This is a genomic window from Algibacter sp. L3A6 (assembly GCF_009796825.1).
Classification (GTDB): domain Bacteria; phylum Bacteroidota; class Bacteroidia; order Flavobacteriales; family Flavobacteriaceae; genus Algibacter.
The window spans coordinates 2810534-2832117 of record NZ_CP047030.1; the positions used below are offsets into that span (position 1 = coordinate 2810534).

General features: G+C 33.4%; 15 protein-coding genes. 6 read left to right on the forward strand and 9 right to left on the reverse strand.

Translation table 11 applies throughout. The features are described 5' to 3' along the window. Window positions 1-45: 45 nt before the first annotated feature. Window positions 46-432: an RNA-binding S4 domain-containing protein gene (locus tag GQR98_RS11845; protein WP_159019678.1), complete on the reverse strand. Its 387-nt coding sequence runs from the start codon at window positions 430-432 to the stop codon at window positions 46-48. Window positions 433-521: 89 nt separating this feature from the next. Between GQR98_RS11845 and GQR98_RS11850 the strand changes: the two genes are divergently transcribed. After that, a complete protein-coding gene (locus GQR98_RS11850; RefSeq protein ID WP_159019679.1) occupies window positions 522-1499 on the forward strand; it encodes an FKBP-type peptidyl-prolyl cis-trans isomerase in 978 nt (325 codons plus the stop codon). 39 nt (window positions 1500-1538) lie between these two features. Here GQR98_RS11850 and GQR98_RS11855 read toward each other — a convergent pair whose 3' ends face one another. Further along, window positions 1539-1793, reverse strand: a complete 255-nt coding sequence (locus tag GQR98_RS11855; RefSeq protein ID WP_042504819.1) for a DUF1456 family protein — start codon at window positions 1791-1793, stop codon at window positions 1539-1541. Window positions 1794-2318: 525 nt separating this feature from the next. Here GQR98_RS11855 and GQR98_RS11860 point away from each other — a divergent pair. Beyond that, window positions 2319-2732 (forward strand): hypothetical protein, encoded by a 414-nt coding sequence (locus tag GQR98_RS11860; protein WP_042495622.1) that lies wholly within the window; start codon window positions 2319-2321, stop codon window positions 2730-2732. A 133-nt stretch (window positions 2733-2865) separates the two neighbouring features. Here the strand turns inward: GQR98_RS11860 and uvrB are convergent, their stop codons facing one another. The 7 genes from uvrB to GQR98_RS11895 all read right to left on the reverse strand — a co-directional run bounded on the left by uvrB (window position 2866) and on the right by GQR98_RS11895 (window position 15002). Further along, entirely contained in the window at window positions 2866-4869 is a 2004-nt protein-coding gene (gene uvrB / locus GQR98_RS11865) for an excinuclease ABC subunit UvrB (RefSeq protein ID WP_074937711.1), read from the reverse strand. A gap of 27 nt (window positions 4870-4896) precedes the next feature. After that, the gene (locus GQR98_RS11870) at window positions 4897-10041 is read right to left on the reverse strand and encodes a T9SS type B sorting domain-containing protein (protein ID WP_159019680.1); all 5145 of its coding nucleotides are present in this window, start codon (window positions 10039-10041) and stop codon (window positions 4897-4899) included. A 300-nt stretch (window positions 10042-10341) separates the two neighbouring features. Then, on the reverse strand, window positions 10342-11178 hold the full coding sequence (locus GQR98_RS11875; protein ID WP_159019681.1) for a GIN domain-containing protein: 837 nt from the start codon (window positions 11176-11178) through the stop codon (window positions 10342-10344). 103 nt (window positions 11179-11281) lie between these two features. Next, window positions 11282-12010 carry a head GIN domain-containing protein gene (locus GQR98_RS11880; RefSeq protein ID WP_159019682.1) on the reverse strand — a complete coding sequence of 243 codons (729 nt, stop codon included), beginning with the start codon at window positions 12008-12010 and terminating at the stop codon, window positions 11282-11284. A gap of 159 nt (window positions 12011-12169) precedes the next feature. Then, the gene (locus tag GQR98_RS11885) at window positions 12170-13969 is read right to left on the reverse strand and encodes a PspC domain-containing protein (protein WP_159019683.1); all 1800 of its coding nucleotides are present in this window, start codon (window positions 13967-13969) and stop codon (window positions 12170-12172) included. Next, window positions 13966-14307: a PadR family transcriptional regulator gene (locus GQR98_RS11890; protein WP_159019684.1), complete on the reverse strand. Its 342-nt coding sequence runs from the start codon at window positions 14305-14307 to the stop codon at window positions 13966-13968. Before GQR98_RS11890 ends, GQR98_RS11885 begins: the two co-directional genes overlap by 4 nt. Window positions 14308-14555: 248 nt before the next feature. Next, window positions 14556-15002, reverse strand: a complete 447-nt coding sequence (locus GQR98_RS11895) for a DUF4870 domain-containing protein (protein WP_159019685.1) — start codon at window positions 15000-15002, stop codon at window positions 14556-14558. A 147-nt stretch (window positions 15003-15149) separates the two neighbouring features. On the opposite strand from GQR98_RS11895, the gene GQR98_RS11900 reads away from it, so the two are divergent. The 4 genes from GQR98_RS11900 (at window position 15150) to GQR98_RS11915 (ending at window position 21581) form a co-directional block, all read left to right on the forward strand. Beyond that, entirely contained in the window at window positions 15150-15605 is a 456-nt protein-coding gene (locus GQR98_RS11900; protein ID WP_159019686.1) for a DUF4442 domain-containing protein, read from the forward strand. Window positions 15606-15796: 191 nt separating this feature from the next. After that, window positions 15797-16597, forward strand: a complete 801-nt coding sequence (locus GQR98_RS11905) for a TIGR00266 family protein (protein ID WP_159019687.1) — start codon at window positions 15797-15799, stop codon at window positions 16595-16597. Window positions 16598-16709: 112 nt separating this feature from the next. Then, window positions 16710-18308 (forward strand): helix-turn-helix transcriptional regulator, encoded by a 1599-nt coding sequence (locus GQR98_RS11910; protein ID WP_159019688.1) that lies wholly within the window; start codon window positions 16710-16712, stop codon window positions 18306-18308. Between the two features lie 588 nt (window positions 18309-18896). Then, a complete protein-coding gene (locus GQR98_RS11915) occupies window positions 18897-21581 on the forward strand; it encodes a T9SS type A sorting domain-containing protein (protein WP_159019689.1) in 2685 nt (894 codons plus the stop codon). Window positions 21582-21584: the final 3 nt, after the last annotated feature.

Below are 21584 nucleotides of genomic sequence, written 5' to 3' on the forward strand. Positions count from 1 at the left end.
TTGACGATATAAGCGTTCGGTTTAAACCTTTTTTTAGAAAAATAATTATTCTTCTTCATCAAAAAGAGGATCTTCAGTATAGCCATCAATATCTCTACGATCTTTTTTAGTAGGGCGACCCACTCCTTTTTTTCTATAATAATCTTTCGAGTATTTTAAAAGTTCTTGAGCTTCAAATTGTTCCTTTGGAGTTGAGTCTGTTCTATAAAGATCTACAAGCTTTGCTCCAACACGGCTTTCTGGAATATCGTTAACCTTTAAACGATAGTTAATTTGGTTCTTTCGGAGTTCAACAATATCCTGAGGATAAACATCTCTACTTGGTTTTACTTGGTCGTTATTTATTCTAACCTGACCCTTTTTGCAAGCCGTTGTAGCCAAGGTTCTCGTTTTATAATATCTAATACACCATAAATACTTATCAATCCGCATACAATTATTGTAAAAACTTCGTTAATGTTGTTGTGCAAGATTAAATATTCTTGAATAAAGTGTATCTTGCGCGTCAAAAATACGCAATAATGAGTTTAAGAAAAATAAGTTTTTTAATATTAAGTTTAGTTTTAGTTTTTTCGGCCTGTAAGAAGGATGACGACGCTGATGACGTTGTTGTTGTTGAAGAAAATGATAGAACAGAACAGCAAGTTGAAGATAATGAAGCCTTACTTACGTATTTAGAAAGCCATTACTTTAATGCAAGTGATTTTCAAGGAGAAGATGTAAACCCTAATATTGGTGATTTAGAATTAACAGAATTATTAGATGGTGAGACTTTGCCTGAAGGTAGCATTTTGCTAAGTTCTTTATTGAACAATGCCGATGCCGATTTTGTACTAGATGCGAAAGAAGTGGTTTATGCAGAAACTGATTATATTGTATACATATTACATTTAAATGATGGTGGTGGCGATGAATCTCCTAACTTTTGTGATGATGTGAGAGTGAGATATGAAGGATCTGGATTAGATGGTACTGTTTTCGATAGCGCTGTTAACCCTGTGAATTTAGATTTAATAGATTTAATTCCAGCTTGGAGAAAAGTTTTAACCGACTTTAATTCAGCTGAAACTATTGCAGATGGAGCAGATGGTACTGTAGCTTACTCTAACCATGGAGCGGGCGTTATGTTTCTTCCTTCAGGACTTGGTTATTTTTCTTCTAGTTTAACAGATATTTCAGCTTACTCACCTTTAATTTTTAAATTCGATTTATTACAGACTACTGTAAACGATCATGATTTTGATGGTGTGCCATCTTATCTTGAAGATTTAAATGGTGATGGTGAATTTACAGTTAATTATGATGATTTAGAAGATACTACAGACGATGATACTGATGGTGATGGAACACCAGATTATGCTGATACGGATGATGATAATGATGGTGTTTTCTCTATATATGAAGATATAGACGAAGATGGTAACCCAGGAAATGATATTGGTGCTAATGGCATTGCAAAATATCTAGATATTACAGAAACAGAATCTAATCAAGATTAATTAGATTTTTAATTCATAAAAAAAAGGAGTAGCTAATCGCTACTCCTTTTTTTGTGGTTTCTTTTCTCCTTTTTTAGGCATTGGTCCTCTTAAATGAATTACTAAGCCATTAAGGAAATTACGTAAAACTTGATCGCCGCATTCCATATACTTCGGGTGATCGTCGCGTCTAAAGAACGCACCCAATTCACTTTTAGAAATTCTGAAATCTACAAGTTCTAAAATTTTTACAATTTCATCATCACGTAGTTTTAATGCCACGCGTAACTTTTTTAAAATGTCGTTATTTGTCATATTTTGAATAGCAATTGCTGTTTTTACAGTTTAAATTAGGTTTGAAATAGTCCTTTTATCGAGAAATGTAAAATTAAGATATTAAAATTTAAGTTAACTTAATATTTTAAATAGAATTTTAGTTAGTATTTCTTACTTCATTAAAAAAAATAATCATTTTATCGGGTGAACTTAGCAATGCTGTGCATTTCATCGATTTTTACTTTTGAAATAGTACGACCTGATGTTTTTGTTTTCTATCTGTGAATTAATTCTGTAAAATACTGAAACGAGGAGGGTTGTGTGTAGTATTCCTTTGGAACCTCTTGATTTATTAGGCTGTTTGAAAGGTTCTTAATATTCTGTTAATAAGGACTATAAAAGATAAAACGCAATTTTATTAGATGAAATTTTTTGAAACATTGATGAAATAAAGAAAAACACGATAAAATACCATAGTCTTTTCGATAAGCTACATTATATCCTCGATTAGTTTTTAATGTTTCTGCTTAAATTTATGGTATAACCCTCAAAATTAGTTTAAAAATGATTAATAGAGCCCAGAAATTGCATCTCTTGTCCGAAATGATTGCTTTTGCGAAGCACGACAAGGATATAAAAAATATAGAATATAATTTTTTGCTAGGCGTTGCCAAGCAATTAGAGATAGAACGTGAAGATTTTGAATATTTAATTAAAAATCCAATAAACTATACCCACTTAAAATCGCATAGCGAACGTATTGTACAATTCCATAGACTTGTGCTATTAATGAATATAGAGCAAGAACATGGTGGAGGAAACAATTCTAAAGGTGTAATTAAATTATACAATTTTGGTTTACGTATGGGCTTAAGTCACGAGTCTATCACTAAAGTACTTTATTTAATGGAGAGTTTCCCGAATAAAATTGTACCACCAGATGTTTTAATAGATATATTTAAAACACAGTATAATTAAAAACACAGTATAATTAAAAAGACAGTATACTTTATAAAATAACATCCTATCACTCATTCTTTTTTCCTTTAAGGAAAAGCTATTAAGTGTTAATTTTAGTTGAAAAGTATAGGATTATAGAAAAGCTAAAGATTTAATTCTTTAGCTTTTCTAGTTTATCTTGAGATGCTTTAATTTCGTCACGTAGTTTAGCTGCAACTAAAAAGTCTAATGCTTTTGCAGCTTCTTCCATAAGTTTGCGTTTCTCTCTAATTTTCTTTTCTAATTCACCTTTGGTTAAATACTCACTCTCTGGCTCAGCGGCTTTAGCAGCTTCTAGCTCATAACTGTAAGTACTTACCGAATTTTTGGTTAATACATTATCTAAACTTTTGTTTAGTGCTGTTGGTGTGATGTTGAATTTGGTATTGTAGGCAATTTGTTTCTCACGACGGTAATCGGTTTCGTCCATCGTTTTCTGCATACTTTTAGTGATTTTATCTGCATACATTATGGCTCTTCCGTTAAGGTTTCTAGCGGCACGACCAACGGTTTGCGTTAAAGATCTTGCCGAACGCAAGAAGCCTTCTTTATCGGCATCTAAAATAGCGACTAGAGATACTTCTGGTAAATCTAAACCTTCACGAAGTAAGTTTACACCAACCAAAACATCAAATAAGCCTTTACGTAAATCTTGCATAATTTCAACACGCTCCAAAGTATCAACATCACTATGGATGTAACGACAACGTATTTGAATACGGTCTAAATATTTGGTTAACTCCTCTGCCATACGTTTGGTAAGTGTGGTAACCAAAGTACGCTCATCTTTTTCTACACGTATTTGTATTTCTTCAATTAAATCATCAATTTGATTTAAACTTGGTCTAATTTCAATAATAGGGTCTAAAAGTCCGGTAGGTCTAATAACTTGCTCTACATAAACACCATCGGTTTTCTGTAATTCGTAATCGGCTGGTGTGGCACTTACGTATATTACTTGGTTTTGTATGGCTTCAAACTCTTCAAATTTTAAAGGTCTGTTGTCCATAGCGGCAGGTAATCTAAAGCCGTATTCTACTAAATTTTCTTTTCGACTTCTATCACCACCATACATGGCGTGAACTTGAGAAACGGTAACGTGACTTTCGTCTACAACCATTAAATAATCGTCTGGAAAATAATCGAGTAAACAGAAAGGTCGTGTTCCTGGCTGTCTGCGGTCTAAATAGCGCGAATAGTTTTCAATACCAGAACAGTAGCCTAATTCGCGTATCATTTCTAAATCGAATTCTGTGCGTTCTTTTAGACGTTTGGCTTCAAGATGTTTGCCTATTTCTTTAAAATAATCGTGCTGCTTAACTAAATCATCCTGAATTTCCGAAATGGCATTTTGCAAAACATCGGGAGATGTTACAAACATGTTTGCAGGATAAATAGTTATTTGTTCGTATTTTTCAACAATTTCATTAGTTTGAATATTGAAAGACTCGATTTCTTCAATCTCATCTCCAAAAAAGTGTATTCTAAAAGCATCATCCGCATAACTCGGAAAAATATCGACAGTATCACCTTTTATTCTGAAATTTCCATGTCTAAAATCGGCTTCGGTTCTAGAATATAAACTTTGTACTAGGGTATGAAGGAGTTTGGTTCGTGAAATTTCTTGATCTTGCTTTAATGAAATTACGTTTTTCTGAAATTCGACAGGGTTTCCAATACCGTAAATACAAGATACCGATGCAATAACAATAACATCACGACGTCCAGAAAGTAGGGAAGAGGTTGCGCTTAAACGCATTTTCTCTATTTCTTCATTTATAGATAAATCTTTTTCGATGTACACTCCAGAAACAGGAATGTAAGCTTCTGGTTGATAATAATCGTAATAAGACACAAAATACTCAACAGCATTATTAGGAAAAAACTGTTTAAACTCGGAGTATAACTGCGCTGCCAAAGTTTTATTATGCGCTAAAATTAGAGTTGGGCGTTGTACTTCTTCTATAACATTTGCAATAGTAAATGTTTTACCAGACCCAGTAACCCCTAATAAAGTTTGATATTTTTCATCGGCATTTAAACCTGCCGCTAATTGTTTAATTGCGTTTGGTTGATCGCCTGTTGGCTTAAATTCTGATTCAATTTTAAACTTCATTTTACAAAATTACGCAAAATAAATGTGTTATCTTTTTAAAGTGAAATGTCCGCTAAAATGTCGTCCATCTTCTAGCTGAACATTAAACCAATAATCATCAGAAGGTAAAGGATTTCCATTAAATGTACCATCCCAACCTGTTGAACCTGCTAAGAATTGTTTAAGTAGTTTTCCATAACGATCGTAAATAAAGATTAACGAGTTTGGTTGTGTTTGAGCGTTTAAGCCTTTTACTTGCCAATAATCATTATAACTATCGCCGTTTGGTGTAAAGAATTTAGCATAGCCAATTACCGAAATATCTAATTCTGTAGTTCCGCAAACATCATCCTTTACATAAATGGTGTAAAAGCCTGGACGTACATTTGTAAACACGGGTTCTGCTTGGTAAGTAATAAAGTTTGAGCCCTCATCGCGTAAGGCATACTCATAATCTCCAGAACCTAAATTTTTAGTATCGATAGTAACGGAGTTGTTGTTAGAGATATCTACAATAGTAACATCGTCTTGAGTAATATTTGCAGACTCCGAAGCTGTAACTATAATATCACGTGTGCGTGAGCATCCTGTTCCATCTGTTTTAGTAAGCGTTACCGTATATGTTCCGGCAACAGATACATTGTCTAGAGTAGGCTGGTTAGATAAAAATGTACCATCCTCAAAATACCACTCGTAAGTAAAACTATCGATTACACTAGCTTCAATAGGATCTAAGTTTACACTGAAAGTTGGGTCTGAGGTACAAACAATTAAGGGAGAATCTACAGTGAAATCTGGAAGTGGGTTTACAACTAATTCTATAGTAGTTATTGCGATACAGTTTGTGTTAGCCGAATTAGTAACTTCAACTAAAATATTTTGAGATTCTGAATTTAAAGGATTTGGTAAAGATGAATTTGTTACAGAAAGGCCAGATTCGTCTAAATATGTATAATTGATATTCATACCGGTTTGCGCTCCTAAAACGGTACTAGAAAAGTTAGAGGTGTCAAAAGGAAATATACCATCATCATCAATGTCTCCAACTTCACCATCGCATACAATAATTGGGGTTATCGGGTTAGCAATAGGGCTTTCGTCTACTATAAATTCTACTGCGGTTTCATCGAAACATGGTCCGTCGGGAGCCGAAGATGTTGCATTTGTAACTCGAATCGTTATGGTTTGATTGCTTGTTAGAAATGTAGATGAAATTGGACTAATAACAGGAGTGCCATCAGAATATAATAGAGGGTCTCCAGCGGTATCAAAATACGAAATATTAAAATTCGCACGGTTTTGTGTTCCTAAAATATCGCTTTCTAAATTAGAAGTATCGAAAGGGTAGGCGCCATCAGAATCATCATCGCATGCTCTGGTAATTGTAACAGGATTCGCAATTGGTAAAGTTTCTACGGTTAATAAAATATGGCCGCCTAAACCTAAACAATCATTAGATATAGAGCTATCTACACGTACGTAAATTATTTGCGAATTTGGATACCCAATATTTCTGTAATTCGAGATATCTGTAATTTCATTTATTTCTGCTAAAGCATCTGCTTCATTTCTATAATATCTTGGTGGTAAAGGGTTTTGTCCAGCAGGAATTAAACTTAATAAAGTTGTATTTACACTACTAAAATCGAATGTGGCTATACCATCTCTTTGGTTATTGTTTGCTGTATCATTTCCGTCAATATCAAGAAAATCATCACATTGATTAAACGTAATGGATAGGCTGGAAGGGATTATTGTAGTTGAAACATTAAGTTGAATTTCTGCAATATTCCCGCAGTTAAGTGCATTTTCGACCCTGGACCAAACTATATCGTTACTAATTGTTCTATTTATAAAAGTAGTTGGGTCTGCAATAAAATCAGGGCTCGTCTCATCTCCTAATTTAGCGGAAGCTTCAGTTAAATAATAGCTGAATGTTTCGTTTATAGCATTTGATGAAATTTCATCATTAGCTTCGGTTAAATTGAAATAACTATAACCAAGTGTTGATGGATCGTCGTCGTCACATTGAATTAAAACAACAGGTGTATTTACTGTAGGTAGTGTATTTACAGTAAGGGACATACTTTCTGAATATAAGCCACAGCTATTTCCCGTTCTATCTAATTTTAGACGGTATTGATTGTTGTTAAATGTTAAAGGTGTATTAATAATAGTTAGAGTTGTGGTTTGTGAGTTGCTGTAACTGGTATCATCAACAACGGTGTTCCAAGTGGTGCCATCAGTACTTATTTCCCATTGAAATGTTTCAGCCTCATCTGAATTTACTGTAATAGAAGCATCATAAGATTCACAAACGGTAACATCGAGAGGTTGAGTTGTAATCGATAAGGGAGCAATAGTTGAATAATTTGAATTAGGAAGCGTGTATCCGTCTGAAGCATTAGTTACTAGTCCGTTAATGTCTACTGTAATCGTTGCAGTGTCTCCAAGGTAGTTATCCGTATTTGCATCTGAAAACCCGGCCTCAATAACATCGAAACATGTATCTCCGTCGGCATCTAAATCAATATAGCTAAATACAGTGTCGTTGTCAAAATCACTTAGAGTATATCCTATTTGGTTACTGTCAGCTGAGGTTTCTGCGGTATCTGCCCATCCGTTTGTTCCAAAGTTAGGGCTATCATCAATACCGTTTAAATCGCTATCGGATAAATTTGTGCCTAATACACCCGTTTCAACTAAATCATAAATACCATCATTATCACTATCTAAATCATGATAATCAGTTACACCATCGTTGTCTGTGTCTATTGGTAATGCTGTAATGTCATAAACATCATCCAATCCGTTAGAATCTGCATCAATATTAGACAACGCTGCAAATTGACCTTGGTTTTCTATAAAATCTGGAATACCATCGTTATCACTATCTAAATCTAAACTGTCTTCTATGCCGTCTAAGTCATTATCTTTTCCAACGCAAGTTGCAGCAATTTGAAAAGCGGCTTGGTTACTATTAGTATCTGAAATGTTTTTATGAATGTAAGTTATCTGGTCTACACCATTTGCTGAAAAACTGAACGTTCCTGTTCCAAAAGCTAGTGTTGATGCTGGTTTAAATCGAATTTCAAAAGCTGAAATTTGGGTGATTCCTGTTTCGTAAACGCCATCAAAATTAGTGTCTATTAAAAGTTGATCATCAGTATCTAAAAGAGTAATAGTTCTTGTATTAGGTACACGGATAATAAATTCTTGATTGGTACCGAGTGTGCCACCACCTGTAAAGGTGTTACTAGGATAGTCTATGAGTAAATTAAGAGCGTGATTAAAATTAAGTTGGTAGGTTATACTACTTTCTGGATTCCCGTTTTTAGGAGATGTATCACTGATGAAAACACCATCGTTAGTTCCTGAAATTGGAGTTGCAGCTGTGTTGTCAATTACTGTTGTGTTTCCTGTAAAAGAATATGATCCTACTGGAATAATACCACTGTTAATATTTGATAAATTTATAATTTGATTGCCATAAGATTCGGAACAGTTTAAAATACCATCGTTATCATTGTCAATATCGATATTGTCAGGAATGCCATCACTATCCACGTCATCTGGGCATATACTAACAGGTACCTCTAGAGATTCGAGAGTAAGACCGGAGCATAATAATTGGCCAACAAGTTTATAGGTTCCAGAAAGTGTAGGTGTGTATTGAAGCGAAGTCGCTCCTGTTGAAGTGTAACCACTGCTAGAACCATCATCAAAAAACCATTCAACACTATCAAAATTACCCATATTAGCAACTTCTAATGTTACGTTTGGGATACAGTTTCCTAAAGTTTCAAAAACAGCGTTAAAATTAATTTCAGGAGGTGTAGGGAAACCTGAATAAAAACTTCCCGAAGTTGCAGAACCATTAGAGTTAAAATAGGCGCAGTACAATTCGTCTGTACTTTGAACAGAAATGTTTCCGGTTAAGCCTAACACTTTATATGTTACGTAGTCCGGTTTTCCTGTAACTGCAATTGGGCCGGTTGTAGAAAAATTACTTAAAGCAGTATTATTAACAGTAACTGTTGCTCCAACCTTGGTAACAATAGAAATTCCTCCATCGAAAATGGTACTTCCTATAGATTCAATAGCTGCAATATTATTTAGATTACCACGTGTTTCGCAACTTAATGGTGGTACAAAATACATACCTTGGTTAGCTTCGTTAGTTGTAGCTCCAACTCCTTGATAAGCAAAAACGGGCTGAGAGGTTTCTACATACATATTACCATTGAGATATTGGTCGCCTTCAATTAAATAATAATCTCCTGCATTAATAGTAACAACGGCTGTATTACCATTTATACTTACAGAAGTATTATTGTAGTGTGCTACAAGTAGAATATTTTCCCAATTATTACTACCTCCTCCTTTTACAAAAATATATTCGGTGCCTACTTTATCTAGACCCACAATTTGATCGATACCATAATCTCTACCGTTTCCGTTATGGAAACTACCATTTGCAGATCCGCAGTTTACAACAATGGGTTTGTCAGCATTAATTAAAGCTCCAATTAACCCATCTTTGTTAATCGTGCTTTCGTTGCTATTTGTTGCTATTGTATAACTTTCTCCTTTGTTTAAAGTTGTTGTTATAGGTGTTGTTCCAGAATAATTTTCAATAATTAAACCAGTTGGCAAATCGCTAAATATAACTTCAGTATTATCTTCTGTCGCCATTACGGAAACAAAGTTGAGGTAATTATCTTGTGGATTCTCGTTGGTATAACTTCCGACTCTAAAAGTTTGACCAAGAGCAGCTGCTCCTTTACTAACTAAAGCTCCTGCTTGTGCATTATTACCAGCATTCATTCTAACCGAAACATAAATTACTCCTTCGGCTTCAACAATGTATCCACGATTGTTAACAACGGTACTTGTTTGTGATGAAGGAATAAATAACTGTCCATTACCAGAACCAAGTGATATTACTTGAGGTGATGCATTAGAAACAATGCCCGTTATATATGCTGATGCTGGCTGACCGATAGGCGTGATAGTATATGATACATTTGTTGCCGAAGGTGTCGATACATAAATATATTGATCTAAAGGAGCTGAATTATCTGGATTTGCAGATGTTAAAGGTGGTATAAAGTGTGTTTTACTTAATTGAGCAAAACCTGATAAAGAGAAAAGAAATATAACTAAAAATGATACTTTTTTTAAAAACGCCAATTTATTCATTTACAGTTATGGTAGTTAATGTTAATCTTTATTTTGAGAGCCTCGAAAGGTTAAATATAACCTTTAATAATATTAGACTGAAAAAATATAGTTTGGTTTATTCTTAATTTTGATAAATTTAATAAAGAGTAAATATTTCTGTAACTTTATGTTTTTGAGTAGTTTAGAATTGAGTTTGACTTTAGGTTCTGTATGTGTTTGATTTAAAGTGATTTATGGGTGTGTGCTTAATGTAAAACAAAAAAAAGGTAGCGTTTCTCAGAAAGCTACCTTAATTAATTTTGTGTTGAATTATTTTACTTTTTTCTGAATTTTAGATGTGTTCGCTAGTTTGTTTACAATAATTTGAGGATCATTGTAAAGATACAGCGAACTTGCTCCAGAAATTTCTACAGCTATAGTATCTGTAACTTCTAATATGGCTTCACTAGCAATTTCAGAAATTAAATCACAATTTTTAATAGTGAAGTTTTTACCTGTAAACTGTGCGTTATTGTCTGTTCTAAGTGTTAAGTTATCACAGCTACCTTCAATTTCAGCATTTGCTCTTTGATATAAATCGGCTTTCAAAATTGGTGAATTGATTAAAGCTTCTAATCTGCTGTTTCCGTTTAAAATAACTTTAGATGTTTTTGCAGTTACATTCAATTTCGTTTTAGATTTATCTAATCCTTCAAAATTGAAGTTTTCCGTTTTTATTGTCAGCCCAGCTTCAGAATTACCCGATGTAATTAATGTCATGTTATCTGCATTAATTGTAGATAGACCATGTACTTCCGCATCATCGCGAGTTTCAATGGTTGTTAAAAAATCATCGTAAGCAATTTTTATGTTCAATCTTTTTTTTGAGGTAACACGTTTTGTTAAATCGATATTAAGTACGCTATCTCTAACGTTAAGAACAAAAAACTCATGCAAGTTTTCATCAGTCTCTATTTCAACATATGGTTCTTTGGAGTAAACTAAATCAATTTCAAAATCTTCATCAACTATAACGGTTTTAAAAGAGTTTACGGGAGTTTGTTGTATTGTTACATTTCTATTACCTTTTACTTTTTCTACACTTTGGGCTTGGCCCAAAAAACAAATACTTATTACTATTAGTAGTGTAAGGGATTTTTGTTTCATTTTGTACATTAATTAAATATCTGAACAAAGATAAAACAAAAACCATCCCAAACTTATATTTAGTCCGGAATGGCTCTATTTTAAAGGCAAATAATGGCCTAAATTACTTCTTAGTTATGTTTCCTGAAGAGTTTTTCGATTTATCTACTTTTTCCGGATCACCATAATATTTGATATCACCACCGCTTGTAGCTTTGGCAACTAATATTTTTTCGGTGTTTACACTTATATCTGCACCGCTAGTAACTTTTACATTACTGTATTGTGCAATAAGTTCTTCGGCTTCAATATCACTTCCGCTAGTCGCTTCTGCATTAAGTTTTTCTGTTTTGCCAGATAAATTTAAATCGCTTCCACTTGTAGATTTACAGTTTAAAACTTTGGTGTTTAGTTTTAAAGACATATCGCTACCGCTTGTTGTTTTTAAATCTAGTTCTTCTACTGTAATAGTGTTGGTCGATACCACATCACTACCACTAGTTGCTATAATATTAGCGATTGTTTTAAAACTTACCGTTACTTTTTTTGCAACAGATTTACCAATGCTTTCTGCAGTATGGATTTTTAAAACACCATCTACAACTTCAGTAATAATAAGCTCTTGTAAATTTTCATCGGTTTCAACAATAATACTTTCGTTGTCACTTTGTGTAAGGTAAACGTCTAAGCCTTCGGTGGCTTTAATGGTTGAAAACGGTTCGGTAACCATTCGAGTTTCTGTTTTTACGTTACCATTTCCTTTAACGCCAGAATGCATGTTGATGTTGAAGTTACACGAGAATAAGCATAAACTTAAAAGTGTTGTGACTATAATTTTTGTTAGAGTTGCCATAGTTATTCGTTTTTTGATTGATGAAAGTTTGTGTTGTACTTTATTTATAATTCAAATATCTTTTAAAAAGCGTTTGATTAAAACTTTAAATACCTGAATTGTTGTTTTAGGTTGATGAATTGATGTTTAGCAATCTTTTGATATAAAACATTGCAATTATTAATCTTCTGTGTTAATATGTATTCCGTTTTTGTCAATGTTGAGTTTAACTTCGTCCGATTCTGCTTTAATACCATTTTCATTTATTTTTAAATGGTTCTGGTCAGATCTTACTTCAATACCATCCTCGTTTATTTTAATGTTAGGCATATTAATTTCAATTTCCATGTCTTCATTTTCTTCAACAGGACAATCTAGACATTCAACTTCATTGTCAAGAATTTTAAGATCTTGGTTTACATGTTGTCTTCTAATAATATTACCATCATAATTTCTGTAATAAATAAAAGGCTCTGTGTTTTTCTTAAAGTTTACAACCATGTTTTCCGGAATGTAAAGAACCACATCTACTTTTTGGTCGCTAAACTTGTTTTTTGGATCGGTTGTAAAATAGGAGTTTAGCAGCAAAACATTGTTTTTAAGCTCGAAGTTGTAATCAATATTTTTAGCACGAGTTCTTGCTTTCTGGTAATCGCGGCCATCGGCACTTTTTTCTAAAGCAACTGTAATTACACTATCTGTGGTAGATTTTACTCTAATATCAATATCCGAAGAATAAATTATTTTATTCCCTTCATCATCATGAGCTAATTTAAAATCACTGTGGTCGCGGTAAAAGCTCGAACTTAAATTATCGTTACCAACCATTTTAATACTTAGAGTATCTATAGCTGTAATGGGTAGTTCTGTTTTTTCAATATACGTTTCATCAAAAGCATGCTCGCTAGCTTGGCGAATACCAATAACAATTAAACCAATTACAGATATAATCCAAAGCCCTAGTAAGGTGAATTTAGCAACATTACCAATAGATTTTAAGTTGTTTACCAAAATTTTTAAGCCTAAATAGAACAGGAAAAAGAAAGGAATACCAACAGCAAATAGTGTAAGTAGAGAAACAAACCAAATAGGTGTTTCGCCAGCATTAACAATATCCACCAAATCTAAACCAGGTATGTGCACAAAGTTGGCAACACCAACCGAGAATAGGCCAATAATTAAGGCAATTAAAGCAGCGGCACCAATAAAAATAAGGAGTACACCAATAAATTTAGCAATCACTTTAAAAAAGAACATAATAATGTCTCCAATAGCTTCAAAAAACGATCTAGAAGTCGATTTTATTCTACTACCTTGTTTTTCGAAATCGATATTTTTTGTCGCGTTAGATACCGAATCTGAAACATTTTTAGCAACATCCGTCACCGTTTCCGATACGTTTTCAAAACCGTCTTTAATTTTTTTTTCAATGTTACTAATGTTAACCGGTTCGCCAGTCATCATTATTTTTTCTGCCGTTGTTTTAGCTTCAGGTACTAATACCCAAAGTAAAATATAAAGTAGAATCCCTGTTCCAAATCCAAAAAATAATAAAACCCAGACCAAACGAATCCAAATAGCATCTATACCTAAATAATGAGCTAACCCAGCAGATACGCCACCGATATAAGAGTTGTTAGTATCACGAAATAACTTTCTAGAACTCGATTTTTTCCTTCTAGGTGTGGGTTGCGGTTCATCTTCAAAAATCTCATCGTCCACCAAATAATCTTCCGGTTGGCCCATAATAGAGATTACTTCGTCCACTTCTTTTACTCTAATCACTTGGCGGTCCATTTGCACGCGTTCGTTAAAAAGCTCGGCAATTCGCGCTTCAATATCAGCTATAATCTCCGATCGACCTTGCGAGTCTGTAAACGAACGTTTAATAGCCTCCAGGTAACGTTGCAGTTTTATGTAAGCATCTTCATCAATATGAAAAAATATACCTGCTAAATTTATATTTACTGTTTTATTCATTTTTTTGGTGGTTTTTGGCTAGTTACTATGGTTACTGCATGGTGTAATTCACTCCAAGTGGTGTCTAATTCTGTTAAAAATAGCTTGCCTGTTTCGGTTAAGCCATAATATTTCCGTGGTGGTCCAGAGGTCGATTCTTCCCATCTGTAGTTTAAAAGTCCCGCATTTTTAAGTCGCGTAAGCAACGGATAAATGGTACCTTCCACAACCAGCAATTTTGCATCTTTTAAGGTGCTTAGAATTTCGGCAACATAAGCATCCTCGTCTTTTAAAACCGAGAGTATGCAGAATTCTAATACCCCTTTACGCATTTGTGCTTTTGTGTTTTCTATCTTCATATTCTAAAGCATTTTAATTTTGTGAAACTGTTCATTTTTTGATTGATTTTGATGATTGATTATTGATGAAATTTAATTTTTTATTTTGGGCGTTACCCTTTATCCTGAAAAAAGTTCAGGATAAAGGGTCGGGCTTTCCGTTACAAGTCCTCGTGCACCCGATTACCATCGGGAGCCCTGTGGGGTTTTCACTGCAGTCCCTAACGCGGGCATGTTTGCTAGGTTTTGTTTTAACATCATTGGTTTGTTTATTTCAAAAACTGAATGGTTAGCGGGTAATTATAAACCTTGCCATCTCTAGCCTTTAAGCTCGCATTTACAATACAAATGAGTTCTATAATAAAACCAATAACAGCAACCGCACCTAGAAATCCACCTATGTAAAGTAGAGCAGAAGGTTTGCCAATAGTGATATGGAAATTTTGGAATCCGTTGAAATCTATAAAATCAAAACCATTAAATATTTTGAAAATAAAAAACGGAACCGATAACGTACCCAAGATTATAGCGTAAAGCAAAATGCTAATTTGAAAATTAATAGCTTGCTTACCATGGCAATCTATAAAATCCGATTTATCCTTATTGGCTGCCCATAAAATAATAGGTCCAATAAAATTTCCGAAAGGTAAAAAGAACCGACTAAATGTCGATAAATGAATAAAAGTTGCGATGTTTTTTTGATGGTTGTCTGGCATAATATTAAAACATATAATAGTTTCTTATGCAAATATATGTCTAAAAGAAGGTACTTTGTAACGCATAGTACTGTAATTTAACATAAAATTAACAAATACGCGACGTTAAAATTTTTCATAACTTCGTGAAAACTAAAATAAATAAATATGACTTTAACACCTAGAAAACTAAATACTTACACTATGTTTAAGCTTCCTGCGGCCTTCTTGTGTGGCGTTAGAACAAAACATATAGATAAAGATAAGTGCTTGGTAACTGTTAAACATAAATGGATAAACCAGAACCCATTTAAGTCTATGTTTTGGGCAGTACAAGGTATGGCAGCCGAGTTTTCTACAGGTGCTTTAATGATTTCTAAAATCCAAGATTCAGGAAAACGTATATCTATGCTAGTTACTGCGCAAACAGCAACCTTTACAAAAAAAGCTACTGGGCGTATTACATTTACTTGTAACGACGGACATTTAATAGACGAAGCTTTAGAGAAAACAATAGCAACAGGCGAGGGGCAAACCCTTTGGATGGAATCTGTAGGTGTAAACCAAGATGGTGTTGCGGTATCTACCTTTAAATTTCAATGGAGTGTAAAGGTGAAGGGATAATATTCAGTACTCAGTGTTCAGTCGCTGTATTCAGTGTTTACTCTTGTAGATAAAACTTTTTCTAGAAAGGGATTTAATAAAACTATTAAGCCATTTCACGAATAAACTTTTTTTAAATCTGTAACAAACTCACAATTACTGCAACAAACAAGTAAATGAATTAATTTTTAATCAAATAAAACCTTTTAAAAATGACAGCACACGAAATTGACTATAGAATCTACGGTGAAGAAATGCAATATGTAGAAATAGAACTAGATCCAGAAGAAGGTGTAATTGCCGAAGCCGGTAGTTTCATGATGATGGACGACGGTATAAAAATGGAAACTATTTTTGGCGATGGATCTCAAAAAGATTCAGGATTTCTTGGTAAAATTTTAGGTGCAGGTAAACGTATATTAACAGGGGAAAGCTTGTTCATGACTGCTTTTTATAATAATCTAGTAGGTAAACGTAATGTATCGTTTGCATCGCCATACCCAGGAAAAATAATACCAATAGATTTATCGGAATTTGGGGGTAAATTTATCTGCCAGAAAGATGCGTTTTTATGTGCGGCTAAAGGTGTTAGCGTAGGTATAGAGTTTTCTAAAAAACTAGGAAGAGGTCTTTTTGGAGGCGAAGGTTTTATTATGCAAAAATTAGAAGGTGATGGTATGGCCTTTGTGCACGCCGGAGGAACCATGGCGAAGAAAGAATTAAAAGCAGGAGAAATCCTTAGGGTAGATACGGGGTGTATTGTTGGTTTCGATCAAACTATAAATTACGATATCGAGTTTATAGGAGGAATAAAAAACACGGTTTTTGGAGGCGAAGGTTTATTTTTTGCAAAACTCCAAGGTCCAGGGACGGTCTATGTTCAGTCTTTACCATTCAGCAGGTTAGCAGGTCGTGTATTGGCATCGGCGCCACAAAGCGGAGGTAGTCAAAAAGGAGAAGGTAGTATATTGGGCGGTATTGGTAATATATTAGATGGCGATAATAGATTTTAATTTTTAATAGATATAAGAGTTTAAAAAAGCTGTGTTTTAACACAGCTTTTTTTTATTTAATAGTTATTTTTGTTCAACCAACGCATAAACTAATTAACCCCCTCTAATTATTTTGAATTTTAAATTCTTAAATAAGTTTATATTATTAATCCCTTTCTTTGTTGCTTTTAGTGTCTTTTCTCAGCACAATCATGAAGATAAATATTTAAGGTTTTTAGAATTGGCAAGCGATTCATTCTCCGAGAACCCTAAAATAGCGCGTGAGTATTTAGATTCTATTCCTAGCCCTATAAAAAAAAATGTAAAGAATCATTTGGCTTGTTATTACGAGCTAAAGGCTTTAATTAACGATAAATTTAATGAGACAGCTAAACGCTACCAAAACTATACGTTAGCTTTAAAATATGCGGAGTTAGAGAAAAATTACGACGCTGCCGGTGCCGCTTCATTAGAGCTTTTTTATAATACTTATTTAATTAAAAAAGATTCTAGCGCCTATAAATATTTAGATAACGCCAAAACGTACTATGAACTAAGCGAAAATAAAAATGGTTTAGTAGAAGTTATGCAAATGCCTGCTTATGTTGAGTTTTTTAGTGGGAATTTTAAAAAAAGTAATAAACTTATTCTAGAGCAATTAGATAATTATAAAAGCATAAAAGATGATGCGTACTATTATATGTACGCGCTTTTTATGTTAAGCTCCAATTATATTGATTTAGGAGATATTGGTAAAAGTCATAAATATTTCAATATTCTAAAATCTTTAGAAGGAAACCCAACGCTTTCTAAATCATTATATCAGTCGCATTTGGCAACGATACAGATTGGTTTAGCCGATTTTTATTTAGAAAAAAAGCAAGTAGACTCTACGTTTCATTACATATCTCAATCTAAATTGCTAAAGCGCGCAATGAACGATTATGACTTAAGAAACTACTTCAATCTAAAAATTAATTATTACGATTTAAAGGAGAACCACGAAGCTAAAACTCAATATATAGATTCTTTAAAAGTTTTTGAACATAAAATGCTAGATGAAATAATGAATTCTAGTATAAACATTGGAGATTCATTATTAAATGTAGAAACAGAACTTAGAGCCGAACAAGAGAAAAAATGGCACATTGTTAAGTGGCTTATAGCTTTAGCCGTGCTCTTAATTTTACTTTTTGTACTCTATACGTTAAATAAAAAGAAGACTAAAAAGGTAATTAACAACTTTGAAAAAAGTAACGATGAGTTTACCTATTTAAAATCGACTCACGAAAAACTAAAAGTAAAGGTACATGGTTTAGAAGATTATATTGTTGAGGTTAAAAAGGAAATTAAGTCTATCTCGTCTATGGACTCGGGAGATGCACAGCGAAAAAAAATAAAGGAATTATTGAAAAACCTTCATTTAGATTCGTCGTTGCTATTAGATAAAACAGAAAACCATTTAGAATTAGTAAATGAGTTTAATATCGATTTTTTCACCCAAATAAAAAATGAATATCCACAGTTAAACGATTCCGAAGTTATAATATGCTACTATTTGTTTGTAGGTTTTAAAAGTAAGGAAATCGCGGTGTTTTTAAATAGCTCCACGAGGGCTGTTGAAGGAAAAAGATATCGTATTACAAAAAAAATGGATCTTCAAAAAAGTGATTTTACATTAGTAGAGTATCTCAATATTTCTTTTAAGAGTTTAAAAAAAGTAGAAAGTTAAAGTTATAGTCTTCAAAATACACTTTTTTCTAGGGTAAGTAGTACCTGAGTAGTCTAAAATATTAATAACCACAATGTCTTTAATATATTTGTTGGTGCATTAATTATACTTCTATTATTTAAATATATAGAGAGAAAACTTTTTCTCGATTAGCAAAACGATAAATATTTAGAGTTTTTAATGTGCAAAAGTAAGGGTGAGAATAAATTAAGATATTTCTATTAAAAACGAGTTAGCTATTACTAAAATTTAATAGATATGTTTTGGTCCTAAAAGCGGTTACCTATTTCATTGGGTAATCGTTTTTTGTTTTCAAAAAAGGTTGTTTTATTCTTGAAAATAGTAACATGTTATTCTTTGTTTTGTTTTAAATACTGTTTTATCTATAGCGGTAGTTTTATACCTGTAATCTCTGCAATGATAGATATTTATTGAAGTGTGTAGTACCTGAGTAGTTCAAAATTATTTATTTAAAGGGAGTGTACAGATATTTGTATAGTAATTATTTAGGCCTAAACTAAGTCTTATATAATTTACTTAACCAGGACAATAAACATATTTATTTAAACTTAATTAATTCATCAAGAAATGAGAAAACTCTACGTATTTGTATTAACTGTATGCTTTTCAATTTTATCGTTTGGGCAAAACGATAAAAGTTGGGCGAAAATGGCATCTAGTAAAAATGAAACATTTTACAATGTTCAAGAAAAATTTAATAAGTACTGGGAAAATAAAGCTCCAGCAAAGGGGCAAGGTTATAAAATATTTAAACGTTGGGAAAATCAAATTGCAGATAAAATTTACCCCTCTGGAGATATGTCTTTGCCATCTCATACGTATCCAAACTTCATTGAATGGCAACAACGTTACAACAATAAATTAGCTAGAAATGCTAATAGTAAAATGAAGGCGACATTAACATCTTCTCAATGGGTGTCTTTAAATCAAAACTTTATTGCTTCAGGATACGATTCTGGTTCTGGTCGTTTAAATTTTGTGACTTTCGATCCAAATAACCCAACTACAACAATGTATGTTGGTGCTCCAGATGGTGGGCTTTGGAAAACTACAGATGGAGGAACGACTTGGACAACAAATTCAGATTATTTACCAATAATTGGCTGTTCTGGTTTAGTTATAGATCCAGATAATACAGATATTATGTATTTAGCTACCGGAGATAGAGGTAGTGATAGACGTAGTATTGGTGTAATGAAATCTACCGATGGTGGAGCAAACTGGAATACAACAGATTTAGTTTGGACAGCACAAGATAATTATAAGATTAAAAAAATTGTTATGGATCCAAAAGATTCAAAAACAATGTTGATAGCTACCGATGGTGGTGTATTTAGAACATCAGATGGATGGGAAAGCTATAATGCTCCAAATGATGTACCTACAAGCTCTACTTCAGATTTTTTTGATATTGAATTCAAACCAGGAAGTTCGGATATTCTTTATGCAGCTAGTGATAAAATTTACAAATCTACAGATGGTGGTGTTACTTGGGTAGAAAATACTTCAAGCAGTTTACCAGATCCTAATAGTGTTGTGAGAATTGAATTAGCAGTTACAGAAGCTGATAGTGATTATGTTTACGCTATTGTTGGAAGAACTAGTGATTCAGGCTTTGAAGGGTTTTATCGTTCAACAGATAGTGGAGATACATTTACAAAACAATCATCTGCATCTACACCAAATATTCTACATTCAGATATGGCTCCAACTGCAGCGTCAGAAGGTGGGCAAGCTAACCACGATTTAGCAATTGCAGTGTCTCCAAATAATGAAGATAAAATTACAATTGGAGGTGTAAACCAATGGCAATCTGTAGATGGTGGATTAAACTGGACACGTATTACGTATTGGAGAGGTACAGATCCAAACCATCCAGGGCAAGGTGATGCTCCAGAGGCTTATATGCATGCAGATGTACAATATCTTCAATATTTACCTGGAGATACGGCTACAACTACGTTATTCGCTACTTGCGATGGTGGTATTTATAAAAGTACAGACGATGGTATTTCATGGACAGATCTTACTGCTAACATTGCAGTAGGGCAACAAACTAATATTGAATTATCTGAAACAACCGAAGATTTTTATTTCGCAGGTTTACAGGATATTGGTTCACTATTACATAAAAACGGAGCTTGGTCTGTATTAAGTGGTGGTGATGGAGAAGATGGATTTATTGATAGAACTAACGATAACTATATTGTATCTTCTACAACCAATGGAGATTTCTTTTTATCTACAGATGGTGGTGCTGACTATAGAGATGTTACTTGGACAACGCCTTTGCCAGAAGGCGAATGGTTTAGTCCAATAGAGCAAGACCCAGGTAATGTAGATAATATTTATATTGGTGGTCGTCCGCATTTATATGTAAGCACAGATATGTTTTCAGGAAACAATCAGTTTACACATAACAAAACAGGAGAAGTTGCACCAAGTCCAGTAGATAAAAATATTTTAAGTTTTGAAATAGCTCCAAGTGATAACGATGTAATCTATGTAATTAAAGAGAACATTATCTCAAAATCTATAAATACAGGTTCTACCTGGGTAGATATTTCTGCGGGTTTACCAGTTGCAAATGCTAAATTAAAAGATTTAACCATCTCTAATACAGATGCATCTAAGGTTTGGGTGGTGTTTTCAGGATATTCAGATGGCGAAAAAGTATACAAAAGTACAGATGCAGGAGCAACATGGGTAAACGTATCAAACGGATTGCCTAATATCCCAATGAACACAGTGATTTATAGAAAAAACAGCCTTTACGATGAGGTTTATATAGGTGCCGATTTAGGCGTTTATGCTATCGATAATTTAGTAGAGTCTGCAGTACCATTTTTAACAGATTTACCTAAATGTGCCGTTCAAGATTTAGAAATCTTTTATCCAACCGAATCTACAGGAATACTTAGAGCAGCAACTTACGGTAGAGGTAGCTGGCAAGCAAGCCTAGGTACAGGGCCATTAGTAACTTTAGGAACAGACGAAGTAACCGATTTAAGTTCTCAAGCACCAGTTTTATATCCAAACCCAGTTTCAAACGGTGTTTTAAATGTAAAATTAGTTAATACAGACAGTAACTATGTTTACTATTTATATAATCTTCTTGGAGAGCAAGTGCTTAAAGGTACTTTAGATGTCTCAAACTCTGTAATATCTTTAAAAGATAAAGCAGCTGGAACCTATATTTTAAGACTGATAAGTGATGATAAAATGTACACACAAAAAGTTTTAGTTAAATAAAAT